This window comes from Tunicatimonas pelagia (genome assembly GCF_030506325.1).
In the GTDB taxonomy this organism is placed as follows: Bacteria; Bacteroidota; Bacteroidia; order Cytophagales; family Cyclobacteriaceae; genus Tunicatimonas; species Tunicatimonas pelagia.
In genome coordinates this window covers 2,554,246-2,576,715 of record NZ_CP120683.1, presented here as the reverse complement: position 1 = coordinate 2,576,715, position 22,470 = coordinate 2,554,246, and the positions used below count along the sequence as shown (strand labels likewise).

Below are 22,470 nucleotides of genomic sequence, written 5' to 3'. Positions count from 1 at the left end.
GTCTGACTTTTGGTCGGCGAGTGCATCACTTTTTTGATCTGTCTTAAACCAATATACTTATGAAAACCACACAATACCTTTTAATGAGTGGGCTACTGTTAATCAGTACCCTGCTGTACGCGCAACAACCTACTATTACGGTGGATGTTTCGCGCGTAAAAACGAATATTGGTAGCAAAGGGGCCGGCTATTGTACCTCCTTCCTGACCGATAATATCAATATCCAAAATTCCCTGAAAACGACCAGGGCCAAAACCCTGCGGTTTCCGATGGGGGGGCTGGCCGAAAATTATCTTTTCCACAATCCGGCCAAGTATAAAACGATCAATCAAGGCCTGGAGCCAGTGGCCTGCACGCGTAATTCCGGGGCGGGGGGAGATATTAACCCTGACCTTACCTATAAAAATACGATGGACTTCGACGAGTTCATGGATCTATGTGATGCAACGAATACTGAACCTGTGGTGATGGTTAGCGTCCGGGGGTTTAAGCTCGCCGGGTCAAATATTACCAGGGAGCAGCTCAAGCAAAACGCTGTTGAGTGGGTGAAGTATGCAAAAAGTAGAAACTATAAGGTGAAGTATTGGGAGATTGGTAATGAAGTGGAATTAGATCATAGCCAAAATAGTGGTGGAAGAAGCGAGAACTTTGATATGGATGAGTACGTCGCGTTGCTAAAAGAATTCTCAAAAGCCATGAAGAGTGTTGATGGTAGCATTAAAGTAGGGGCAGGAATCACCAATGATCCTACTTGGTACCGAGCTGTGATTGAGGGTGCCGTCTCTGAAACTGACTTTCTGGTAGCACATCAGTATCATACTTCAGACTCGATCACTAACTTCGGTGAATACAGTACCAACCGATGGAAGTACATCAGTAGCACTGAAAAAGCCATTCAGAGCATCAATCAGTATGCCAAAGGAAATAATCGGCAGCGTCTCAAGGTGATGGTGACTGAGCACAGCAGTTTCGCGCCGAATCCGATGTGGGTTAACCAGAGAAATGAAATCTACAAATCGCTGTACACCTTCGAGCAAATCGCCAATATGTTTTCCTACGACGACCGGGTGCTGTATACCCACTTTTGGGTAACCACCAACCCCTGGGGCAACCGAGGAACCGTCGACGATGCCGATGCCTTCGACAAAAATAACAAATGGAAAATTCTGAATCAGGGAAGGATAGTGCAGGTATTTAATCAGTTTTTAGGGGCTAAAATGCTGGACGTACAACGAGTGAACGGCTTTGTCCGAGCCTACGCTAGCTATACTCCGTCCACCAAAGCATTAACGGTCTACTTACTCAATAAGAAGAGCGGCAACCAGTCGGTGAAGGTCAATATGGCGAACTACAGCGGTCGCCTATCGGGTGAGCGGTGGGTCTACCAGGGTAAAGATACGCCAGCGGGTAGAGGCCCCTACGCCATTGATCACACCTGGCGCAATACCGGGGATATATGGTTGAATAACAATCAGGTAAGTCTTACGCTGCCCCGGGCTTCTATCACCGTACTTCGCTTCCGAGCGATAAACGCCCGACAGTCTGCCGAAGTAGATAAGCCTATTAACGAAGTATCAGAAGCACCTTCAGTAGAACTATTTGCCAACCCGGCCAGCGACCAAGTGCAGCTTCAGGTCAAGAATGCTGCTCAAGTACAGAATCTTTACCTGACCGACCTGAGCGGAAGAATTACGAAAGTGCACTACCAGACCGTGGCAGGGGATAAGCTGGTTATATCCACCAGTCAACTTAATGATGGGGTATATATTCTGCACGGTACGATAGGCACACAGACCTTCACCGAGCGCCTAATCATTAAACGATAGATTGAATATAGCCTCTCCTGTTCGTGCGAGAGGCTTTTTCTCATTTTTATGCGATGAATTGTATGAACTCTCCACAGGAACAGTCTTATAAACTAATAAGCCTGATTGGGCTTTGGCTGAGCGTATTGAGTTTTGGATGCAGTGCCGGTGGAAAAGCCCCGGCAACCGAAGAAGCACGTCCTAATATCATCCTGATACTGGCCGATGATCTGGGCTACGGGGATATTGGTAGCTACGGACAAAAGCTGATCAGCACCCCGCACCTCGACCGAATGGCGCAGCAAGGGATACGCTTCACGCAGCATTACGCTGGTAGTGCCGTATGTGCCCCTTCGCGCAGCGTGCTCATGACGGGGCAGCATACCGGGCACACGCCCATCCGGGGCAATGGTAGCGGAAAGGATTACCCCATGGCTGACTCTGTTCTTACTCTGGCGGAGCTGCTGAAGTCAGCAGGCTACCGTACCGCGATGATCGGCAAGTGGGGGCTGGGCATGGAAGGCACTTCCGGCGAACCCAACCGCCAAGGGTTTGACTTGTACTACGGGTACCTCAATCAGATTTTGGCCCATAACTATTATCCTGAGTACTTGCTTCGCAATGGCAAAAGGGAACCGCTGAACAACGAAGTACACTACCGGGACAGCAGCGGCTGGCACAAGGGGTTGGGAAGCTACTCGACGAAACAAGTCGACTACTCCCATGACTTGTTCACTACCGAAGCCCTGCGTTTTATTGCGGACGGCCAAGCCGCTCCCTTCTTTTTGTACCTTCCCTACACCATACCGCATAACAACGGCGAAGCTCCCGAGGGCGAAAAGTGGGAAGTGCCTGATTTTGGTGAGTATGCCGACAAACCGTGGACGCCGACCCAAAAGGCCTACGCGGCCATGATCACTCGCCTGGATCGAGACGTAGGGCGTATTGTGGACCAAGTGCGGAAAGCAGGACAAGAAGACAATACCCTGATCATTTTCACCAGCGACAACGGTCCAGAGACGGCGGAGTTCTTCACGATGTTTGATAGCAATGGCCCGCTGCGCGGTGGCAAGCGGGACCTGTACGAGGGGGGCATTCGCGTACCGTTTATTGCCTACTGGCCGGGTACAATTACTGCGGGGCAGGTCACTGACCAAGTATCCGCCTCTTGGGACCTCTTTCCGACGCTCGGTGATGTGGCCGGCGTGTCCTCAATGCCCCCTCGTGATGGTATCTCTCTGCTTCCCACGCTCATCGGAGAAGAGGAGCCGCTTCAGCACGATTACCTCTACTGGGAGTTCGCCGAAATGGACGGACGGGTAGCTATTCGGCAGGGCGACTGGAAGGCAGTGAAGTACAATTACTTCGCTCAGCCTGATGCGTCGTTTGAGCTCTATGATTTGAGCAACGATCTTGGTGAGAGTAAGAATGTAGCGGCGGAACACCCTGAGGTAGTCGAGCAGATGGAAGCCATTGTCACCAAAGCCCGGACCCCTTCGGCCGATTTTCCGCTAACGCAATCGGAGCGAATGACTTCAGACACCCAAAAATAAACGATGCATAGCCCCAATGACAGTATCTAATTTCACCAACAAAATATGAATAAGCTCACAACACCACTGCTGTCTGTACTCGGGTTGATAGTAGGGTTTTCTACTCATGCCCAAGATTCGTACCTCAACTTCCAGCTTAGGCTCGAGCCGGTTTGGTCTCGGGTGGCCGATGTCATGGGCGAAAGGGGATCAGTAGAAAGTGTAGAATTTTCACCGGATGGTGAGTATATAGTAAGCGGCACCAAATTCGACTATTCCGTCGTCGTCTGGCAAACCGCTGACGGGACTAAGCTATGGAAGCAAAAAGCAGGGGCAGAAATCGAGCGGGTCGGATGGTCTTACGATAGCAAATACGTGGCCGCGGCCTCCGAAGACTATCTGGCTACCGTGTATGATGCACAAACAGGAGAAGTAGTCAGGGAATACGAGCATACCAGCGGTATAGATGGGCTTATTTGGGCCAATCGTAAAAGCTGGTTGGTGACCGGAGAAGAGCAATCAGCCGACGGAAAGGGTATGATCCGGGTCTTCAATGCAGAGGAGGGCAAAGAGATACAAGCCTTCAACTTCGGAGGTACGGTGAATGAGCTGTTCTTTTCAGGCGATGATGCATGGTTGGTCGCAGTAGGGCACAACAAAGTGGCCGTGTACGGAACGGATGATTGGCAGCTAGAGTGGGAGGTCAAGCCTGAAGTTCCCACCATTTTTACGAGCGGCATGTTTTCGCCGGATGCGAAGCAGGTGATAGCCGTAGGGACCGAGGCCGCCGGAACCGAGCGTGAGATACGGGGCAATGTCTTTATCTGGGACTGGAAAGAAGGAAAGCTAGTAAAAAGATTTAACCACACCGGGAAGAAGATAGAGTCCATCGCTTGGCACCCCAACGGAAAGTACATTGCTCATGCGGGCCACGACCCTTACATCTATGTGTATAGGGTAGCTGAAGTACTCAAGCACCGGAATGACAATATTCCGATAGCCCACAAGGTCTGGGCCGGTGACAACGCAGAATACATAGATTTTAATGCGGATGGTAGCTTCCTGTGCAGTGCCCATCAAAATGGACTTATCAAACTTTGGGTATGGATGGGCGAAGAGTCCGATCTAAATACCAGAAGACACATTGAAGTCATCCAGGAGCAGAAGAATAAGAACTAGCGCTAATGGTCGCTTCTGTAAGTAGCAAAAAAATAGGAAAAGAAAATAGGACTGGTATAACGAACTAAGCATTCATTCATGAAGATACCCCTTACTGCGCTCTCTTTGCTTCTTTCTGCCTTATGGGCTTGCACGCTTGGTGCCCAAGATAAGTCGGATAAGAAATTGGCTTATGTGAAAGCCCCCTTCACTCAATTAGACACCTTATGTACCAATGATTGGTGGAATCGGGCCAAAGGCGAGATCATTGATGTAAAAGTCTGCCGCGATTCGGTCATTGCTTTTGGGGCGTACACCGTAGCGAATAACGTTCTCAAGCTCTCTGCCCAGTTGTTTCCGCTTTACCCGGAAGAGTCGAGAGAAGTAACGCTCTCAGTCAAGCGAAATGGCGAATGGGCCGAACTGCAGCACCAGCCAGTAAATGAACTAGGCTGGTCAGTACTGTTTAGGGTAGAAAATTGGAATGAAGCTGAAAATATTCCTTACCGATTAAGTCACGAGTTGGGCGCCATCTACGAAGGAACTATCCGGACACTGCCTCAACCAGGTACGGAAGTAACGATGGCAGCACTTTCGTGCAACTCTAGCTTTGGCGCTAAAGACCGCTTCAACTACACAAAAAACATCAATGTCTTGGATCCAGACATCATTTTCTTTGCCGGAGACCAATCCTATTATCATAAAGAACATACGGCTGGTTGGCTACTTTTTGGCGTGCAGTTTAGGGAAACCTTTCGGCACCGACCGATGATCTCTATACCGGATGACCACGATATAGGACAAGCCAACCTTTGGGGTGAAGGGGGTAAGAAAGCGACTACCACCGCTGGGCACAACGGAGGATACTTTTTTCACCCTGCGTATGTTAAAATGGTAGAAAGGTGCCAGACCGCCCACCTCCCTGATCCGGTAGATCCGGATACTATTGCTCAAGGCATAGGAGTGTATTTTACGAGCTATCAACTTGGGTCGGTCGATTTTGCCATCGTGGAAGATCGTAAATTCAAATCCGGGCCAAACGGTAAAATTCCGCAGCAAGGCCCCAGACCTGATCATATACGAAATCCTGACTACGACCCGGCTTCAATAGATCTGCCCGGTTTAAAACTGTTAGGCGATCGGCAGCTAAATTTTCTGGATAAGTGGGCTACTCAAACCAAAAATGGAGTAGCCGTGAAAGCAGTGCTATCACAAACCGGTTTCTGCGGAGGGGCGCACGTTCACGGCGATTCTACCAATAGGCTGCACGCTGACCTGGATTCAAACGGTTGGCCGCAGACAGGGCGTAACCAGGCACTGGAGAAAATCAAAAAAGCCAATGCCGTGCATATCGCCGGCGATCAGCACTTAGCGACCGTCGTACAGCACGGTACGGATGAATTTCGGGATGGCCCCTGGGCGTTTATCGTGCCTGCTATTTTCAACAATTACTACAGCCGCTGGTGGTGGCCGGAAGATGAACAGCCGGGCGGGGGCACCCCCATTCAAAACGAACTGCCTTGGACGGGTGATTACCGGGATGGCTTTCACAATAAGATAACCATGCATGCGTATGCGAACCCAACAACCAGCGATTTTGGGGCAGGTTTTGGCCTGATCCGCTTTCATACCGCCTCTCGTGAAGTGACGTTTGAGTGCTGGCCCAGGTCAGAAGATGTGACCCAACCAGAGGCAAAGCAGTTTCCCGGCTGGCCGATCACTATAAAACTTTAATAGATGATGAAACAACGGATAGGTAGCATACTACTAGCGTTAATCCTCATTTTCTATGGTTGTACTAACCTGGTAGCGCAAGAAAAAAGGAAGCTCATCATAGACGCTGACACCGGCAACGAGGTGGATGATTTTTATGCTGTGACTAGGTTACTCATTGATCCTTCTCTGGAAATCTTGGCACTTAACGCTACCCAGTGGCAAGCGAGTCACTGGGCAGTGGAGCGATCTATGGAGGAAAGTTACCGATGGAATATCAAACTGATACGCGCTGCGCAAAAGGAAAGTCAAGTAAAGTTCCTTCGGGGAGCAGAGGAGAGAATGTTTGATTGGGGATACAAGGCTCAACATTCGCAAGCAACGCATCATATTCTTCAGGAAGCGAAAAAGCTGGACGAAGAGGAGAAACTAGATATTATGGTATTAGGTGCACTTACCAATGTTGCCTCAGCAGTTTTCATTGATCCACAAATTGCTTCTAGGCTTAGGGTCTACTGGCTGGGTACGGTTTACGACTTTGAAAATGATGTTTTCAAAAAGAACGATTTCAACGCTGTTATGGATATTCAGGCGGTAGATGTGATGCTTAATTCAGAGGTGGATATGCACATCATGCCTCATAGTTCGGCCCAGCCGCTGAGGTTTAACCTAAAAGAGGTAGAAGGTGCGTTTGGTGCCTCGGGTCTTGCTGAACTTCTTATCAAGCGATGGAAAGATCACAAAGGTTTGGGGTCAGAGAATAGTACACTATGGGATTTGGCGATAGTAGCTGCTTACCTGATGCCAGAAAAGTTCGAACCGGTGAGCGTGAAAATGTCCAAGGAGAATGGAAACCGTACTATAAAATTTTATAAGCCGGTGAATGTGGAGCTAATCAAGAAGGATTTTTTTCAAGCCTTTGCTCTGTATGAGCAAAGCTACGGAAAGCACTAGTGCTCTACCGCTCTTTTTAGAACTCAGACCAAGCATTGAATGAACGTGAGATGATAGAGCAAAAAAATTAGAAGATGAAAATTTCACAAAAACTACTCTTGCTAACACTTTTTACGGCTCATTTAGCAGGTGCCCAGCAAAAAGAAAAAGATTGGATGTTGGGTTCGTTCATCAAGGCCGATAAGGCCAACCCTATCTTAGGAAAAGATTCTACAACCCAGTTTTATTGCCCGGTTCGTGAGCAGGTCATTCGCTGGGAAGCCAAGGATGTTTTTAACCCCTGTGCGGTGGTAAGAAATGACAAGGTATACTTGCTTTACCGTGCGGAAGATTATGAGGGTAAATACAAAGGCACATCCCGGCTAGGACTGGCAGTGAGTGATGACGGTATCAATTTTAAACGGCATGGCACCCCGGTCTTATACCCGGATAACGATTCCTTAAAAGTGAAAGAGTGGGAAGGGGGCTGCGAAGACCCACGGATCGTAGAGGGACCGAACGGGACCTATTACATGACTTATACCGCGTATTCAGGCGATGCTATTTATCTCGCGCTTGCCTCTTCTCGGAACCTATTAGACTGGGAAAAGCATGGGGTGATTGCGGACATTGGGCAGGTGTTTCCGGCCGAAGGAGGCTTAAAAGCCGGAATGATTGTGAGCGAACGCATTGGTAACCGGTTAGTGGCCAAAAAGATCAATGGGAAGTACTGGATGTACTGGGGAGTCGGCACCTTGCGGCTGGCTATTTCCGACGATTTGATCCACTGGGATCGGGCCAAAGATGAGAAAGGCAACGATATTGTAGCCTTGGGTCCGCGCCCTGATCCTCAGTACGCGGAGGTCGATAATCTGGCCGTAGAGGCCGGCCCGGCCGCTGTGTATACTGACGATGGTATCGTGGTATTTTATAACGGCATCTATAATCCGTTGCCGGAGGAAGATCGGGTTCCTACTCCGGCTGGCCCCAACTTCGGCAATGGCTGGTGTGGTGTACAGGCGCTGTTCGATAAAAACGACCCTGCTAAGCTAATCGACCGGGCTGAACAACCCAGCATTAAACCGGATCGTCCGTACGAACTGCGCGGGCAAATTCCTAATGTGACGTTTGTCGAGGGCTTGGTCTACTTCCGGGGGCGGTGGCTGGCCTACTACGGCACGGCTGATTCATTTATCGCCGTAGCGATTGCCGAAGACTGACGACTGCTACGCAAACTAACAACTTTATTTATCCACCTTAAACACAGTACAATGAGAAGAAAACAACGACATTCATCACGCATGCTCGCCGGACTGTTTCTGCTTCTGGCGGCTGTTGCTCCCGGATGGGCGCAAACCTACGTTAGTCCGAGTGACAACCTGACCAACCTGATTAAAAACGCTAACGGAGGGACTTTCATTTTGGGAGCGGGCACCTACGAGCCGCTCTACCTTGACGGTGAAAAATTCACGAAGAGTAACCCGCTGGTGCTCAAAGCAGCCACTGGTGCCAACGTTAAAATCAGAAGCTACCGCGATGGTGCCAAAACGCGCTGCTTACAGCTCAACAACGCTAGCTACATGGTCTTTGAGGGCATCCACTTCACCGAGTCGGGCTACGAAGGGGTGTGGCTGGAGCACTGCGATCATATTATCTTCAAAGACTGCGAAGTCTCAAAAACGGGGTTAGCTGGCATTAAGATCGCACTGCGCTCTAAGTACATTGACATTCTAAACTGCTATATCTACGACACTGGCGTTCGGGATCCCTGCGCTCGGCGCTACGGTGAGGGAATCTACCTAGGGCGAGGGAGTAAACACAGTACAGAAAATTGGCCTGACCTCACCGAGTTCGTATGGATTGAGGGCTGCAGGTTCAACGAGACCGGGGCCGGAGAGGCCATTAATGTGAAGGGGGAGGTGTTTAATACCACAATCCGTAACAACCGAATCACCAATGTTACCCTGCAACAGCAAGCGTGTGACGAACAAGCTAATGAAGGGGCTATCTCACTGGATCATACTGCCACCCTTAACGGAAAAGAGTACAATGGAACCACTTGGCGAAAGAATTGGGTAGAGAACAACGTGATTGACGGAGTACGTGCGGGAAGAAATGTTCGTATTGCGGGTATCTACAGTGCAGGCACGGGCAACTATATCATTAACAACACGATTAAAAACGTACGTACCACCAGCATCAACTCCGACAAAACCGCAAACGGTATTCGTTTGAATAATTGGAGTTCGGACGACCTGAGGTGCTATGTATGGAATAATACCCTCTCTAACGTAGAAGACAGCAATGTATTTGGAAGTTTGGCGATTCAGCAGAATCCGGGGCCTAACCCCAACCGCCCCCAGAGCTGGTACTCAGGCACGACCAATCCGCCAACGACTAACGATGTTATTACCTCAGTGACTTCACCCAACACGGTAAGTCCGGGCCAAACCGTAGCCGTTCGGGTCAACTATACAGCTGCTACCGAGCGCGATCTGATTGTATTGTTGCAACGAGATTCATCACCCTTTACCAGCTACGCGGCTAAGAGGGTAACCGTTTCGGCAGGAAGCCGTAGCACGACAGTGAACATCACGGTAAACGCCAACACTCCGGTGGCAAACGATGCCTATCAATTCCAGACGTTTATCACCACCAAAGGCGGGGACTGGGGGCAGCGTTTGGACAACAATGTGAAGAAAGATGTAGACTGCGTAGCTGGGGATAGTAATCCTTCACCGGGGAATATCGTCATTCGGGCCAAGGGAAGCTGCGGTTCGGAGCAAATGGTACTGAAAGTAAACGGCAGCCCAGTCAGAACTTGGAACAACGTGAGTGCTACCACCACTAATTACACCTACTCAGGATACTCCGGCGGTACGGTACAGGTACATTTTACCAACGATGCGACTAACGTAGGAGGCTGTATTGATCGTAACCTACGGGTCGAGCGTGTGACCGTATGCGGCACAGTGAGATCGGGTACACGGGTAGGCAATAGCGGTACCAGCACCGATCTGTGGTCTAACGGCTACTTCGATTACGGCAATCCTGGGTGTAGTAATGCCCGCGTGGCTTCTAACCAGAAAAAGACGGGTCTCACTAGCTTTCATGACGCGGAAATAGCCCCTCTTCAGATATATCCTAATCCGGCTTCCACGATGTTAACCTTAAATGGTGAGTCTGACTACACAGTAGCAATTATGGATATCTCGGGGCGGGTATTATTAAGACGGTCTCACGTATCTGGTCGTTATCAACTGGATATTCAGGGGCTGGCTCCCGGCGGATACATTGTGGAGTACCAAAGCTCGTCGGGTACCACCACGAAAAGGTTGCTAATTGAACGTGAGTAAGCTGTTACCACGGGTGCTTCCGGTCAGCACGTTATCGGCCGGGGCACTTTTTCTTGAAAACGAGCGGTGGCCTTGGCTGATTAAGTAGATGAAAAATTAAATAATGAGAATATTTAAGGGTCAGATGATAGTGTGCTGTGCGATAGTGTGTTTTGCCGCTTGCAAAAATCTACCGCTCAATAAAAACCAAGTTGGAGATGTAAATCAGGCCAATACAATTTTGCTGTCTGAAAACGGAGGGGATCGGGCAACTGCCTACACCATGAATAATAAAATTGTATGGTTACCCGAGGGGTTGCTGTGTACATGGATAGATAAGAACCACATAAACCAGTGGGCACTGATTGACCATACCACCAACAAGTTGGTTAGAGAGGGCAACATAGGGGGTGTAATGCCGGATAATCATTGTGGTGCTGCCCTGGCAAAAACCCCCGATGGCTCGGTACATGCAGTCATTGGAGGACACCACTCTACGCTCTATCATTATAAGTTGGAAGATGTAACGAGAGGAAATTGGATGGCAGTAGATAGCATTGAGGCACAAGCAACGTATCCTTCGTTAGTGGCAAACAGCCAAGGGGAATTATACTTGGCTTTCCGTCAGCAGCAGGATACATTTTGGACGATCGACTTCGCAAAATTTGAGAACGATAGGTGGACTTCGCCCAAACCCCTCGTGGTTGCCTCAAAACCCGGTTATGTTTATTGGACAAATAGTTTGGCAGTAAGTACTGATAACACGATACACATGCTGTTGGCCAATGTCCAACTCGACCCCACCGGATTTGAGAAAGGCACTTTGTACCACGGGGCTTCGTACCTGTTTTCTTTAGATGGTGGAGAGCACTGGCAATCTTCCGACAACAATCCGGTTGAAATCCCGGCCAAGGTTGATAATATGTCTTTGGTCGAGGGGAGTTATGACCCTGATCGCGTAGCCTCAGTTTCTTTCTTGGAGAAGTATGACGCGCAGGGGCCAACTAGTAAGGAATATCTCCAAATCCAGCTATCGAACCTCGTTGTAGACCAGCGAGGGGTTGCCCACTTTCTTTACCATAATGGGCTCAGGGGTACGGTAGAACTTATGAGTCTAAAGGAGAATGAGTGGCAAAGTATAGACCTCGTTCCATTCATTGAAGAGCATTATCAAGGTGTAAGAGTACATATGCAGTCAAGCTTGAAAGCAAAAGATAGCCGTCTATTGGCAGCCATTAAACTAGAACCTACCGGGGAGAATGTTTGGGGAGCCGCCGGAACATTTACGGTGGTACTGTCCATTGAACCGGGTAAATCAGAAGTCAGGGAGGTATTTAGTACCGGGAGAAAGGAGGACATTGCTCAGTGGCTACCCGCTTTTATCCACGATCAATACGATGGAACGAACGTTTCAGGTATGCTTTATACCGAAGGTGCCAATGCCGGAGGGTTTCAAAACAATCAAAATGAAATAGCTACGAAAGTATGGTTAGTAAAATTTTAGCTACCGAAAAAGTGAAAGGAGCACTCATCTTGAGTCTGATATTAGTACTAGCGGTTGGTGGATATGCCCAGGATATAGTGTATTTCGCTGATCTGAAATCTGCGTTATCTGAGGACGTTCGTATTGACGGTTCCTACCGTATTTTGGATATAGCCGGAAGGAAAGGGGTGAATACAACCAGCATCCACTCAAAAATAATACTTGATAAGCATCTGATAAATAATCCAACGGGGAGTATTACTATGTGGGTTTCCTCTCTCGAGGAAATAGCTTCATTGGTAGTTCACGGAAATATGCGCAAGAGTAACCAACGGATGGAGTTCTTCCCGTTCCTATCCGATAATCCCAACCCCCAGGATTTTGAGGGTGCCCATTTTAAATTTGTTATGCAAGCTACCTGGCACCCTAACCTACAGGCGATGTTTGCGCAGGGGAAACACTATGAAGATGCTTTTAAACTTCCCCACCGTGCGCTGGTCACAGCCAATCATTTTAGCTTTGATGCCCACCGTTGGTACCTTTTGACATTGACCTGGAACCATCCCGAAAGAAGGTATCGCCTGTACGTTAACGGGGTTCGGGTAGGGGCGGATAACCAATATCACGATGAACCGGCTCACGTTGAATCGGCCGGGGACAAACTGTTTACGGGTAACCCGGCCCTGGTCTATTCTACTATTTCGTTTTATCATAATGAGCTAGTCGAAAGTGACATTTATAAGAAATACCGAGAGGAAGCGGTAGACTTCGATGCCGATTACGATAAAAGGTTGAAGTACGTCCACGCGGGGGTGGGGCGTAAGCAATTGACATTTACCCCGGATGATTCCTGGACAAAGGAGCTCGATCTTTCGTTGACCCAGCCGGAACAGCTCGATACTTTTTACATACAAGGGCTTCCGGTAGATGTAACCATCTCTGATGAAGGTCTACTGGTGGAGACCATTGATAAGTTGTACACCGGTGCTCGACTTGACAGCCAGGTGTATCTGTGGATAAAAAAGCCGTTTGAAGGAGACCTCTACGTAGCGTGTGAGTTTCAATCCATGAGAAGAGGAGGGCTGAGCCTGCTGATGACCCAAGCCTCCGGAATGAACCGGGAAGATTTTATGGCAGATTACCCATTGCGTACCTCCGGACGAATGAGCATGGTTTGCTGGGAAGATGTACGCAACTACCATTGGGAATATTACCGGGATATGGCAGACGTGAGAAATGATGTATTGTCTTCGGCCTTAATGAAAAATCCGTTCATGAAACCGCTTGCCTACGGCTGTCTGTCGCATCCTATCGAGATAAATACCTGGTATACGTTGCAATTTTTACAGCAAGGCAACAAGCTCATTGGGGCTATTGACGGTGTAATTATGGTGGAAGCTGAAGATGATGGGCACGGAAATGACGGGCCGGTACTAAATTTTGGGAGGGTTGCTATTCGGGCTATGTTACGCTCAAAAATGATGTACAGAAACCTAAAGATATACAATAGGCACCCTGATTTTGAGGTAATACGATTTAGCTTTTGATAATTTCTTATGCTTAAACCTAAAATTTTAATGAGAAAAATAGCATTCATTTATTTCAATCTGTTCGCCGTTGTGTACGCAGGAGCGCAGTCATTCACTTTTGATCCTAACAACCAAGACATTGGCTATACGCCTCGGGCATTCACCTTCAACAACCAAGAAGAAATTATCATTAGCGGCGAAATGCAGTACTACCGCGTAGACCCTGCCGAATGGGAAGACCGACTGGTGAAGATGAAGGGTGCGTTGGTCAACACTGTGTCTTCCTACATTCCGTGGGGGTTGCACGAGCCCCAAAAAGGTGAGTTTGATTACCAAGGCTACAAGGATGTTTTCTTGTTTAACCGAATGGCCGACTCCCTGGGTTTGTATAGCATTTTGAAACCTTCGGGCTACATCTGTAATGAGTTTACCGGCGGTGGATTTCCGGCGTGGCTGTGGGTCGAAGTAGGATGGCCCCGAACGGCTGATCCGGCTTTTTTAGCCGCTATTGATAACTGGCTCGAGAACATTATTCCGCAGTTGAACCCTCACCAAATTACCGAGGGCGGAAATATGATCTTTTGCCAATTAGAGAACGAATACAGCAAAGGCAACAAACCTTACTTATTGCACTACCGCGATAAGGTGCGGCAGTTGGGAATGAGCATTCCCTTGGTGAACAATGGTGGAAAAGATCTGGGGCATTCCGGAACGATTCCTACCTATGACCTTTATCTAAAGCCCGCCCCGGAGAGTCTGCTTAATCGAGATTGGAGCCGTAGCAACTCCCGGCCCGCCGATGGGAAACCCCGGTTTAGCAGCGAGTATGAGTCGGGCTGGCTCAACGCGGAGTACTCGAACATGGAGACGCAAATGGGGCACATCTCCGACGAATGGCTCAAGACTTTGGCCGCACTGGCCTATTATCAAGGTGATGCGGGGCTTAACTATTACATGTTCTGCGGAGGAACCGACCGAGGGATGAACGCCTCGAAGAAATTCCCTAACTCTTACTTTAACGTGGCTCCCATCGGAGAATACGGCCAATTGAACGACTCCTACTATCGCTATAAAGAATTGCACGCCTTTGTCCGATCCTTCGAGGACGTTTTCCTCCACGGAAAGGGAGAAGAGATCAAACTAGCGGATGTCCCCGAGAATCTAATGGCTAAGAAGCTCTCGTATCAAGGCACTGAATTGTATTTTCTTGTCAACGCATCAGAAGAGGAAAAGTCATTTATTTTCCGTCCTGAAACCAGGGTTACCCAGTCGCACCGGGTTACCATTCCTCCACTGGGTATCAAACTGCTGGCTCACCATTTCTCAATGGATGACGACCTCACAGTCATCAATACCTCATCAGATATACTATTTAAAAGTGATACGAAACTTCTTCTTTTTGGAGAGGTTAACCAGGAAGGGTTTATCCGGTTAGCGGGTGACCAACGCGATCAGATCAATAATAATCCGTTTCAAATGGATGTGAGCTATAACAATGGGTTCACGAAGGTACGATACATGCATCGGCAAGAAGATCAGTACATTCAGATCGGAAATAACCAACTATGGATAGTATCTATGGCCCGGGCTGAGCGTACGTTTTTTGCCCTTGAGGAGGGAGAAGTGCAGGGGTATTTGATCTCTGACTTCTATTTTGCCGATGTGACGCTGGATGAAGACAGCATCGCCGTGCACTATCAGGCCACCGAAGGAGAAACCAGCCAGCAAACCTACGTGCCGCTCGACGGAACAGCCTTTCGTCAATTCGATATACAACGCCCAAATCCTCCTGAGATCATCCGGCAGCGAATCAGTGACCTAACGTCGGGAGAACTGTCGTTCGCTACGATCAAACAAAGCGATGCCTTTGAAGAAGTGAACTGGGGTACACCCTACGAAGAGGCCGGACTCTATAACAGCGGCTACGCCCTTTATACGGGAACCTTTGATGCCACCCGTGATACGCTGTCGCTCCTAATTCCGGAAATCAATGACTACTTTGCGATCTACTGCAATGGCCAACTGATAGAAAAAGGGCAGCGCACGGCGCAGGTTCATCTATCTGATCTGAAGAGAAAGGATAATCTATTAGAAGTGTTCGTGCTGGCCGGGGGACTAGATAAGAACGGGCCCGGAGCGGTGATGAGTTTGAGCGGCACCAATCTGCCCTTCTACCTTAACCCGACGCATACGATCAGTATGGAACAGTGGGAGCGCAAAACGCTGTTTCGGGACAGTCAGGAAAAGAACGAGTTCTATCGTGATAAAGACGTACTACTCTCGTACCGCGACCCCGATTACTCGGCCCGCATTGGCATGGATATCATGGAGCTAACGGGCACCCCAAACGCTTGGGAAACCGTTGACTTCTCAAACGATACACTGTTACAAAAATTTGATGGGAATGTGGACTGGACCCGTATGTCGGAGATGATTGACAAGACGGAGGTTCGCGTAGGTGAGGAGCTAGCTGGGAAAAAGGTGCTGCTAAAGATTAACGACGCTGACGTATGGTATTCGGTGTACGTTAATGGTCAGCACTTTCAGGGCGGCTGGCAAGGCTGGGATCGCTGGGGTTTCGAAGACCGACCTCGTTACATTGACGTGACTTCAGCCATTCAGTTCGGCAAAAAAAACAGTGTGGTGGTGCGGTGTTGGCAAGGGCCTAAGGGTGGGGGATTGCAGGAGGCCGCCGATTTGGTGTTTTGCGACGATGTGCTCAATGGCTCGGCTAAACTGTACCGGGTGAATCGAGTGATTGAGAGCCTGATTCAATCCGACAATGTTGATACTGACAACATCGACCCGGCTAAACCAGCGATCCTCAGTGGAAGCTTCAACCACCAGCCCCGCCCCGGTTTGCAGGCCCCCTTGTATCTAGAGCTGTCAGGAAGTATCGAAGTGAGCGGTATTTTCCTGAACGGCACCCTGGTGGCTAAGCATTTCCCCTACGGATACTCCGATAAAATCAGACTGTTGCCCGGTGACTTGAAAGCAGGTGAAAACCAGCTATCCATCGTTGGCTTTTTTGCAGAAAACCAACTGCCTGACTTGGTGGTGAAGAGTCATATGACTCATGAAAAAGGAAAATACACCTTTCCCGTACCAGCATTACCGTAGTGAGGCAATGGCTAATGGGCTACTCAATTGATAGCGTGTCATCTTTAGTTAGCGTAAAAAGAATACAATAACATGAAACAAAATATAATTAAAATCACCTTCCTCTTAGCAGTAATGTGCTCGTTTCAGGTTCATGGGCAAGATTCGGTCTCGGGGCGAGCCTCTACCCAATGGTGGCAGGAAGCTAAGCTAGGATTTTTTATTCATTGGGGAGCCTATGCCGTGGGTGGGGCCGGCGAGCAGGTAATGATGAGAGAGCAGATTCCCGTTGACGAATATCAGCAGTGGGTAGATGACTTTGTACCTAATCAAGGCTGCATGGATAGTCTAGTGCGTTTTGCTAAAGAGATTGGGATGAAGTATGTAGTTCTCACTACCCGGCATCACGATGGCTTCTGCCTGTTTAATACTCAAACCACCGATTTTAACTCAGTAAAAAGCACTGCCGGGCGTGATTTCGTGAAGGAGTTTGTAGAGGCCTGTAGAAAATATGATATGCGCATTGGGCTTTATTATTCTATTGGAAATTGGAGAAACGAAGGATCGTGGGAGTCTGATTTGGAAGAAAGTGCCTATACAAAGATGGCCGACGAGGCGCACAACCAAGTAAGAGAGCTCATGACAAATTATGGCAAGGTTGATATTCTTTGGTTTGATGGAGCCTGGTTTGTCGCCAAAAGAGGGTATACCACCAAAGATGGAAAAAACAAGACTTTTTGGCGGTCAGAAGAACTACAAAGCATGGTGCGCAATCTGCAACCCGATATACTCATCAATAATCGGGGCGGAGGGATGCCGGGTGATTTCATCACTCCCGAAGGGCACATTGGTCCCAATGCCGAAGGCCTACCGTGGGAATCGTGTATGACTTTAGGTTACACCCCAGGGTGGGGGTATATGCGTAATAACGCCACATTAAGAAATGCCAATTTGATGATATATCAGATGATGGATGCCATAAGGCTCGGTGGAAACTTCTTATTGAATGTCGGCCCTAACGAAAAAGGGGAAATACCACCACCCGAAAAAACCATTCTACAGGAAATTGGCCAATATGTAAATAATAACCAAGAAGCTATTTACAAGACTGAGCTAAACGAGAATTTTTACGATATAAGCAACGGCTATACCCAAGGCATGAATTTTCATTACGGGCCCTGGACGTTCAAAGAGAACGTTGGGTACTTACATGTGTTTCGGTGGGGGGGGAAACACGTCATGCTATCTAATATCACCTCCGGAATAAACGCCGCCTCGCTGTTAGCTTCTGATAAGCCATTAGAAGTCAACAAGACAACGAACAATCGGCATGAGATTACCGGAATTTCACCAGACCAGAAGGTTCCTTTTGTCATCGAGGTGGTGTTTGAAGAAAAACCGGGGACTTATGGCTACAAAGCACACGGAGCAAAATGGCTAGAGGGCGAGTTGAACCTAGAGAAGTAATCTTGTTGATTTGCTTTACCAAGGATGCTATTTTTCAAATTGATCCAAATAATCAGAATACCATTGAGTACGATCCTACGCCACCATATTGAAGAAATTACCCCCGTCTCGGACGAAGAGTTTGATTACATACTTTCGCACTTTAAGCCGAAGACCCTCCGGAAGCATCAGTTCTTGGTACAAGCCGGTAGTCTGGTCGATGAAGACTACTTCGTTACAGAAGGGCTACTGAAATCGTACTATACCAACGATCAAGGAAAAGAGCACATCCTGCAATTTGCGATGAAAAACTGGTGGATCACCGACTACCAGGCGTATTTTAAACGGGTTGCCGCAACCACCGATATCGACTGTCTCGAACCCTGTCAAGTACTTTGCTTATCCCTCCACAATCGTGACAAGCTCTGCGCTGACCTACAGAAAATAGAGCACTTCTTCCGGGTGAAGTCCAACCTGGGCTACGTGGCACTACAGCGCCGAATTCTTTCTTTGCTTGATCAAGATGCACAGGGCAGGTACGAGCAACTCATCGCGCTGTACCCCTCGCTGCTACAGCGCGTACCCAAAACCACCCTTGCTGCCTATTTGGGCGTTTCTCGCGAAACGCTGAGTCGCCTTCACTAGTACCCCCGGCACTAGGCTGTGACATAGATCACAGAAAACCTGTGACCTACCTCCTGTTCAAGCTGGCTGCGTACCCGCATCTTTGTATTATCACATCAACAAGATAACGTCATGATACGATTCGCAAAGTCTATGGCAATAGGATGTATGGTTACTGTCGGTTGCACCATGCTTGCTCTTTCACACCAAGCAACCGCACAAACTCAAAACACCAATACGATGAACAAGAAAGTTTTATTTGTGGTCACCAGCCACGATCAGAAAGGGGACACTGGTCAGAAAACAGGGTATTACCTGAGCGAAGTAGCCCACCCCTGGGATGTACTACATACGGCAGGCTACGAGATCGATTTTGTCAGCCCCCAAGGCGGTAAAGCCCCGGTAGACGGTTTTAATATGGATGATCCGATCAATAAAAAGTTTTGGAACAACGAGACCTACCGCAACAAAATAGAGAACACGCTGAAGCCCTCCGAAGTGGAGGCGAGCGATTATGCGGCTATCCATTACGCGGGCGGACACGGCACCATGTGGGATTTTGCCGACAATCAAGCCCTGGCTGCTATAGCAGCTGAAATTTACGAGAATCAAGGAGTAGTCAGTGCCGTTTGTCACGGTCCGGCGGGTCTGGTCAATATCAAGCTGAGTGACGGTCGTTATCTGGTAGACGGTAAAAAGATCAATGCCTTTACGAATGAAGAAGAGGTGGCATTGGGGTTGGAAGAGGTCGTTCCCTACTTGCTGGAAAGTAAGCTCATTGAGCGAGGAGCTCAGTTTGAAAAGTCAGGGCTGTGGCAAAAGCACGTGACCGTCGACCAACGGGTGGTCACCGGACAGAACCCACAATCGGCCCAGGGGGTAGGCGAGGCCGTGCTCAGCGAATTAAGTAAGATCGAATTAGTGCAGCACTGATGAGTAGGCATAGCATACTGACGGTGTCGTTGCTCGCTCTCGGGCTGGCACTCACGCCACGACTCGCTTCAGCGCAAAAGATCGTGCTGGCAAGCGTTACCCTGAAGGAGACAACCGAGGCCGCGTTCTATGACGAAACGGTTGAGCTTGTCGCACTCAGCCGGGAGGAGTCCGGCTGCTTGAGCTTTAACATTCAACGGAAAGCTGATGAGCCCTATACGCTGGTGATTCATGAGGTTTTTACCAACGAGGATGCCTTTAAGCAACACCTGGAAAAGCCGTATGTTACTAGCTGGTTTAAACGATTAGAAGCGGTGAAAGCATCCGCGATGGAGATCGTAAGTTTAGAACCTTTACAATAAAGACGATGAAAATGTATCGAGTAATAACAATGCTTGCTACCCTGGCGATGACCTTCGGGGGGTACGCGCAGGATCAGGTGAAGTTGATCAAGCGGGTAGAAAAACTCTACCAAGGCCCCGAAGCCATTAATGTAAACACCAACCTGCTGATTACCGATCCGGCTAATGTGAAGTTAAAAGATAAACTGATGGAAGCGGCCGACCCGGCATTGCTACAGGGTAAAAGGATTGCGGTGTTGTCTACCGACGGGGTAGAAGAAGTAGAAATCACGTTTGTATACGAACTACTCAAAGAGCGGGGAGCGCAGGTTGAGTTAGTAGCCCCCCACGCACCGGAGTACCCTTCCCGGTTTGCCGTTCAGGTACCTGCCATTCGGGAGACGCATATTCTCACTTCGCATTACATGGACAATGCGGGGTGGATGAAGATTGACCGCTACGTTGAAGATGCCCGGGCGGATGAGTACGATGCGGTTGTACTGCCGGTGGTGCCTGGAACCCGGATGCGTTGCGCGCCCATGAACCCTCGCTCGAGTTTCTCAAAGCGATGGACAGACAGCAAAAAGTCATTGGCGCGATCTGTCACGAGCCTCAGATGCTTATCAATGCTGACTTGGTAGAGGGCCGAGATGTTACGGCTTGGTGGTCGATGCAGATTGATCTATCCAATGCTGGGGGAAACGTGATAGACCAGCCGGTGGTGGTTGATGGCAATCTGATTACCAGTCGGGCACCGATTGATCTGGCGGATTTTCTGGACACGGTCATCGGAGCACTCACCAACGATCAGGCTCTGGAAGCTGATCGGGGAGAGTAGCGAGAAACAGTTACTACGTATTCCCTTCGCCAACCGCTGATGATATATCGTCAGCGGTTTTTACCTGTTTTTTGTATTGACAGCATCGAATCGCTCGGCTTGAATGACACATCACCCACCCGAACATCCATATTGCACCTTTGTCCGTAGCTGATCTCGAGAAAGTTATGGTGGTGCAAGCACATTTCAAATAAGCTTCCTTCGAGGTATCTTTTATCCTAAAGACGAAAAAGACAACTTATGAATCCTCTTTGGATTGATAGAGCTTAGATTAAAGATTCTATTCTCGTAATGCTGACCCGGTCTCTTTGGCAAACTGTTGCATCTTTTTTCGTAGGCGAGCTACGTGTTCGGGATGCTCTTTCGCCAGATTAAACTGCTCGAAAGGATCGTTGTGCAAATCAAACAGTTCGGTGAGGGTAGGTTCATCTCCGCTCATGGTTTCGTGCGAAATCCAATCGTCGGCTTTGGCCGCAATCCGTAACTTCCAGCGGTTATCCCGCACCGCGTCAAGGTATTCGCCGGAAAAGTAGTAAAAATCATTGCGGGGCGACGGGGCTTGTTCGGTCAATAAAGGCAAAATATCTATTCCGTCCAGGGGTTTAGGTGCTGGTTGAGCGCCTGCTAGCTTGAGAATGGTAGCGTGAAGGTCCATAGAGGTGCACACTTCGGGGCTTACTTGAGCGGCTGGAATCTGCCCTGGCCAGCGCAATAAGGCGGGTACCCGAAACCCACCCTCGTAGGAAGTTCCTTTGGCTCCGGCGAGGGGGCCGGTGCTGCCACCGTGCCACGGTTCTACTGGTTCGGTGGTGTACATGCGCTCCGGCATATTGCGCCAAGGGCCATTATCACTGGTGAAAATAAACAGCGTATTTTCGGTTAAACCTTCAGCTTCCAGCACTTTAGCAATTTGCCCTACACGGCTGTCGATTTCTTCAATCACATCGCCGTAGTCACCACCCGCTGACTTACCCTGATAATCAGCGGAGGCATAAATGGGCAGATGAGGCATGGAGTGAGCCAGATAGATAAAAAAGGGCTGTTCCTGATTACTTTGAATAAAGTCGATAGCTGCTTCGGTATACTGCTGGGTAAGCGTGGTTTGGTCTACTTCCTGCTCAATCGGTCGATCGTTACGATAGAGTTGCAGCGGGCGTTCCGTATTGACCCAGGGTGGCATCATATCATTGCTGTAGAGCAGTCCCAGGTACTCGTCAAATCCCCGATCGGTGGGCATATAATCGGGCACCGCCCCTAAGTGCCACTTACCGTAGGCAGCAGTGCGATACCCAACTTCTTTTAAAGCTTCGGCTAATGTACGTTCGTCCAGTGGTAGGCCACCTTCCGAGTCAGGGCCGAGATTACCGGGCAGTCCGGCGTTGAGCGGGTACCGACCCGTCATCAGTGCCGCGCGGGAAGGGGTGCAGACCGATGCCGCTACGTAAAAGGAAGTCAGCTTGATTCCTTCATAAGCCATTTGGTCAAGGTGCGGGGTGCGGATAGTGGGGTGACCGTAACAGCCCAAGTCCCCGTAGCCCAAGTCATCAATAAACATGAGTACGATATTGGGGAGCGGGTTATCTTCTTCCGTAGGTTGGGCATGCACTAGGCTGATGCTGACAAATAGCAGTATAAAAAGAAGAAGCTTATTATTTAGCATGATGAAGGTTTAGGGTAGCGAGATAAGAAGATAAGCATTGT

The 22,470-nt window shown here is 49.0% G+C and carries 15 protein-coding genes and 1 pseudogene; 15 read left to right on the top strand and 1 reads right to left on the bottom strand.

The window, feature by feature from the left end:
* Positions 1–59 precede the first annotated feature (59 nt).
* The 15 genes and pseudogenes from P0M28_RS10920 to P0M28_RS10850 all read left to right on the top strand — a co-directional run bounded on the left by P0M28_RS10920 (position 60) and on the right by P0M28_RS10850 (position 20,769).
* Positions 60–1,826, top strand: coding sequence for an alpha-L-arabinofuranosidase family protein (locus P0M28_RS10920; protein WP_302209937.1), 1,767 nt, complete (start codon positions 60–62; stop codon positions 1,824–1,826).
* 62 nt (positions 1,827–1,888) lie between these two features.
* Entirely contained in the window at positions 1,889–3,358 is a 1,470-nt protein-coding gene (locus P0M28_RS10915) for an arylsulfatase (protein WP_302209936.1), read from the top strand.
* A 45-nt stretch (positions 3,359–3,403) separates the two neighbouring features.
* Entirely contained in the window at positions 3,404–4,516 is a 1,113-nt protein-coding gene (locus P0M28_RS10910; RefSeq protein ID WP_302209935.1) for a WD40 repeat domain-containing protein, read from the top strand.
* Positions 4,517–4,594: 78 nt separating this feature from the next.
* A complete protein-coding gene (locus tag P0M28_RS10905) occupies positions 4,595–6,229 on the top strand; it encodes an alkaline phosphatase D family protein (RefSeq protein WP_302209934.1) in 1,635 nt (544 codons plus the stop codon).
* 3 nt (positions 6,230–6,232) lie between these two features.
* Positions 6,233–7,162 carry a nucleoside hydrolase gene (locus P0M28_RS10900; protein ID WP_302209933.1) on the top strand — a complete coding sequence of 310 codons (930 nt, stop codon included), beginning with the start codon at positions 6,233–6,235 and terminating at the stop codon, positions 7,160–7,162.
* 74 nt (positions 7,163–7,236) lie between these two features.
* Positions 7,237–8,361, top strand: coding sequence for a glycoside hydrolase family 130 protein (locus P0M28_RS10895; protein WP_302209932.1), 1,125 nt, complete (start codon positions 7,237–7,239; stop codon positions 8,359–8,361).
* 51 nt (positions 8,362–8,412) lie between these two features.
* The gene (locus P0M28_RS10890; protein WP_302209931.1) at positions 8,413–10,497 is read left to right on the top strand and encodes a T9SS type A sorting domain-containing protein; all 2,085 of its coding nucleotides are present in this window, start codon (positions 8,413–8,415) and stop codon (positions 10,495–10,497) included.
* 103 nt (positions 10,498–10,600) lie between these two features.
* Positions 10,601–11,980 carry a BNR-4 repeat-containing protein gene (locus P0M28_RS10885; protein ID WP_302209930.1) on the top strand — a complete coding sequence of 460 codons (1,380 nt, stop codon included), beginning with the start codon at positions 10,601–10,603 and terminating at the stop codon, positions 11,978–11,980.
* Complete coding sequence (locus tag P0M28_RS10880) at positions 11,962–13,506, top strand: DUF1961 family protein (RefSeq protein ID WP_302209929.1); 1,545 nt, start codon at positions 11,962–11,964, stop codon at positions 13,504–13,506. The genes P0M28_RS10885 and P0M28_RS10880 overlap by 19 nt, the downstream gene beginning before the upstream one ends.
* Before the next feature lie 30 nt (positions 13,507–13,536).
* Positions 13,537–16,608, top strand: coding sequence for a beta-galactosidase (locus P0M28_RS10875; protein ID WP_302209928.1), 3,072 nt, complete (start codon positions 13,537–13,539; stop codon positions 16,606–16,608).
* 72 nt (positions 16,609–16,680) lie between these two features.
* On the top strand, positions 16,681–18,054 hold the full coding sequence (locus P0M28_RS10870; RefSeq protein ID WP_302209927.1) for an alpha-L-fucosidase: 1,374 nt from the start codon (positions 16,681–16,683) through the stop codon (positions 18,052–18,054).
* Positions 18,055–18,117: 63 nt separating this feature from the next.
* Positions 18,118–18,678: a Crp/Fnr family transcriptional regulator gene (locus tag P0M28_RS10865; RefSeq protein WP_302209926.1), complete on the top strand. Its 561-nt coding sequence runs from the start codon at positions 18,118–18,120 to the stop codon at positions 18,676–18,678.
* Positions 18,679–18,897: 219 nt separating this feature from the next.
* The gene (locus P0M28_RS10860; protein ID WP_302209925.1) at positions 18,898–19,590 is read left to right on the top strand and encodes a type 1 glutamine amidotransferase domain-containing protein; all 693 of its coding nucleotides are present in this window, start codon (positions 18,898–18,900) and stop codon (positions 19,588–19,590) included.
* Entirely contained in the window at positions 19,590–19,952 is a 363-nt protein-coding gene (locus tag P0M28_RS10855; RefSeq protein WP_302209924.1) for a putative quinol monooxygenase, read from the top strand. The genes P0M28_RS10860 and P0M28_RS10855 overlap by 1 nt, the downstream gene beginning before the upstream one ends.
* Positions 19,953–19,957: 5 nt before the next feature.
* Positions 19,958–20,769 (top strand): annotated as a pseudogene (locus P0M28_RS10850) (DJ-1/PfpI family protein).
* Positions 20,770–21,049: 280 nt separating this feature from the next.
* Here the strand turns inward: P0M28_RS10850 and P0M28_RS10845 are convergent.
* Positions 21,050–22,429, bottom strand: a complete 1,380-nt coding sequence (locus tag P0M28_RS10845; protein WP_302209923.1) for a sulfatase family protein — start codon at positions 22,427–22,429, stop codon at positions 21,050–21,052.
* Positions 22,430–22,470: the final 41 nt, after the last annotated feature.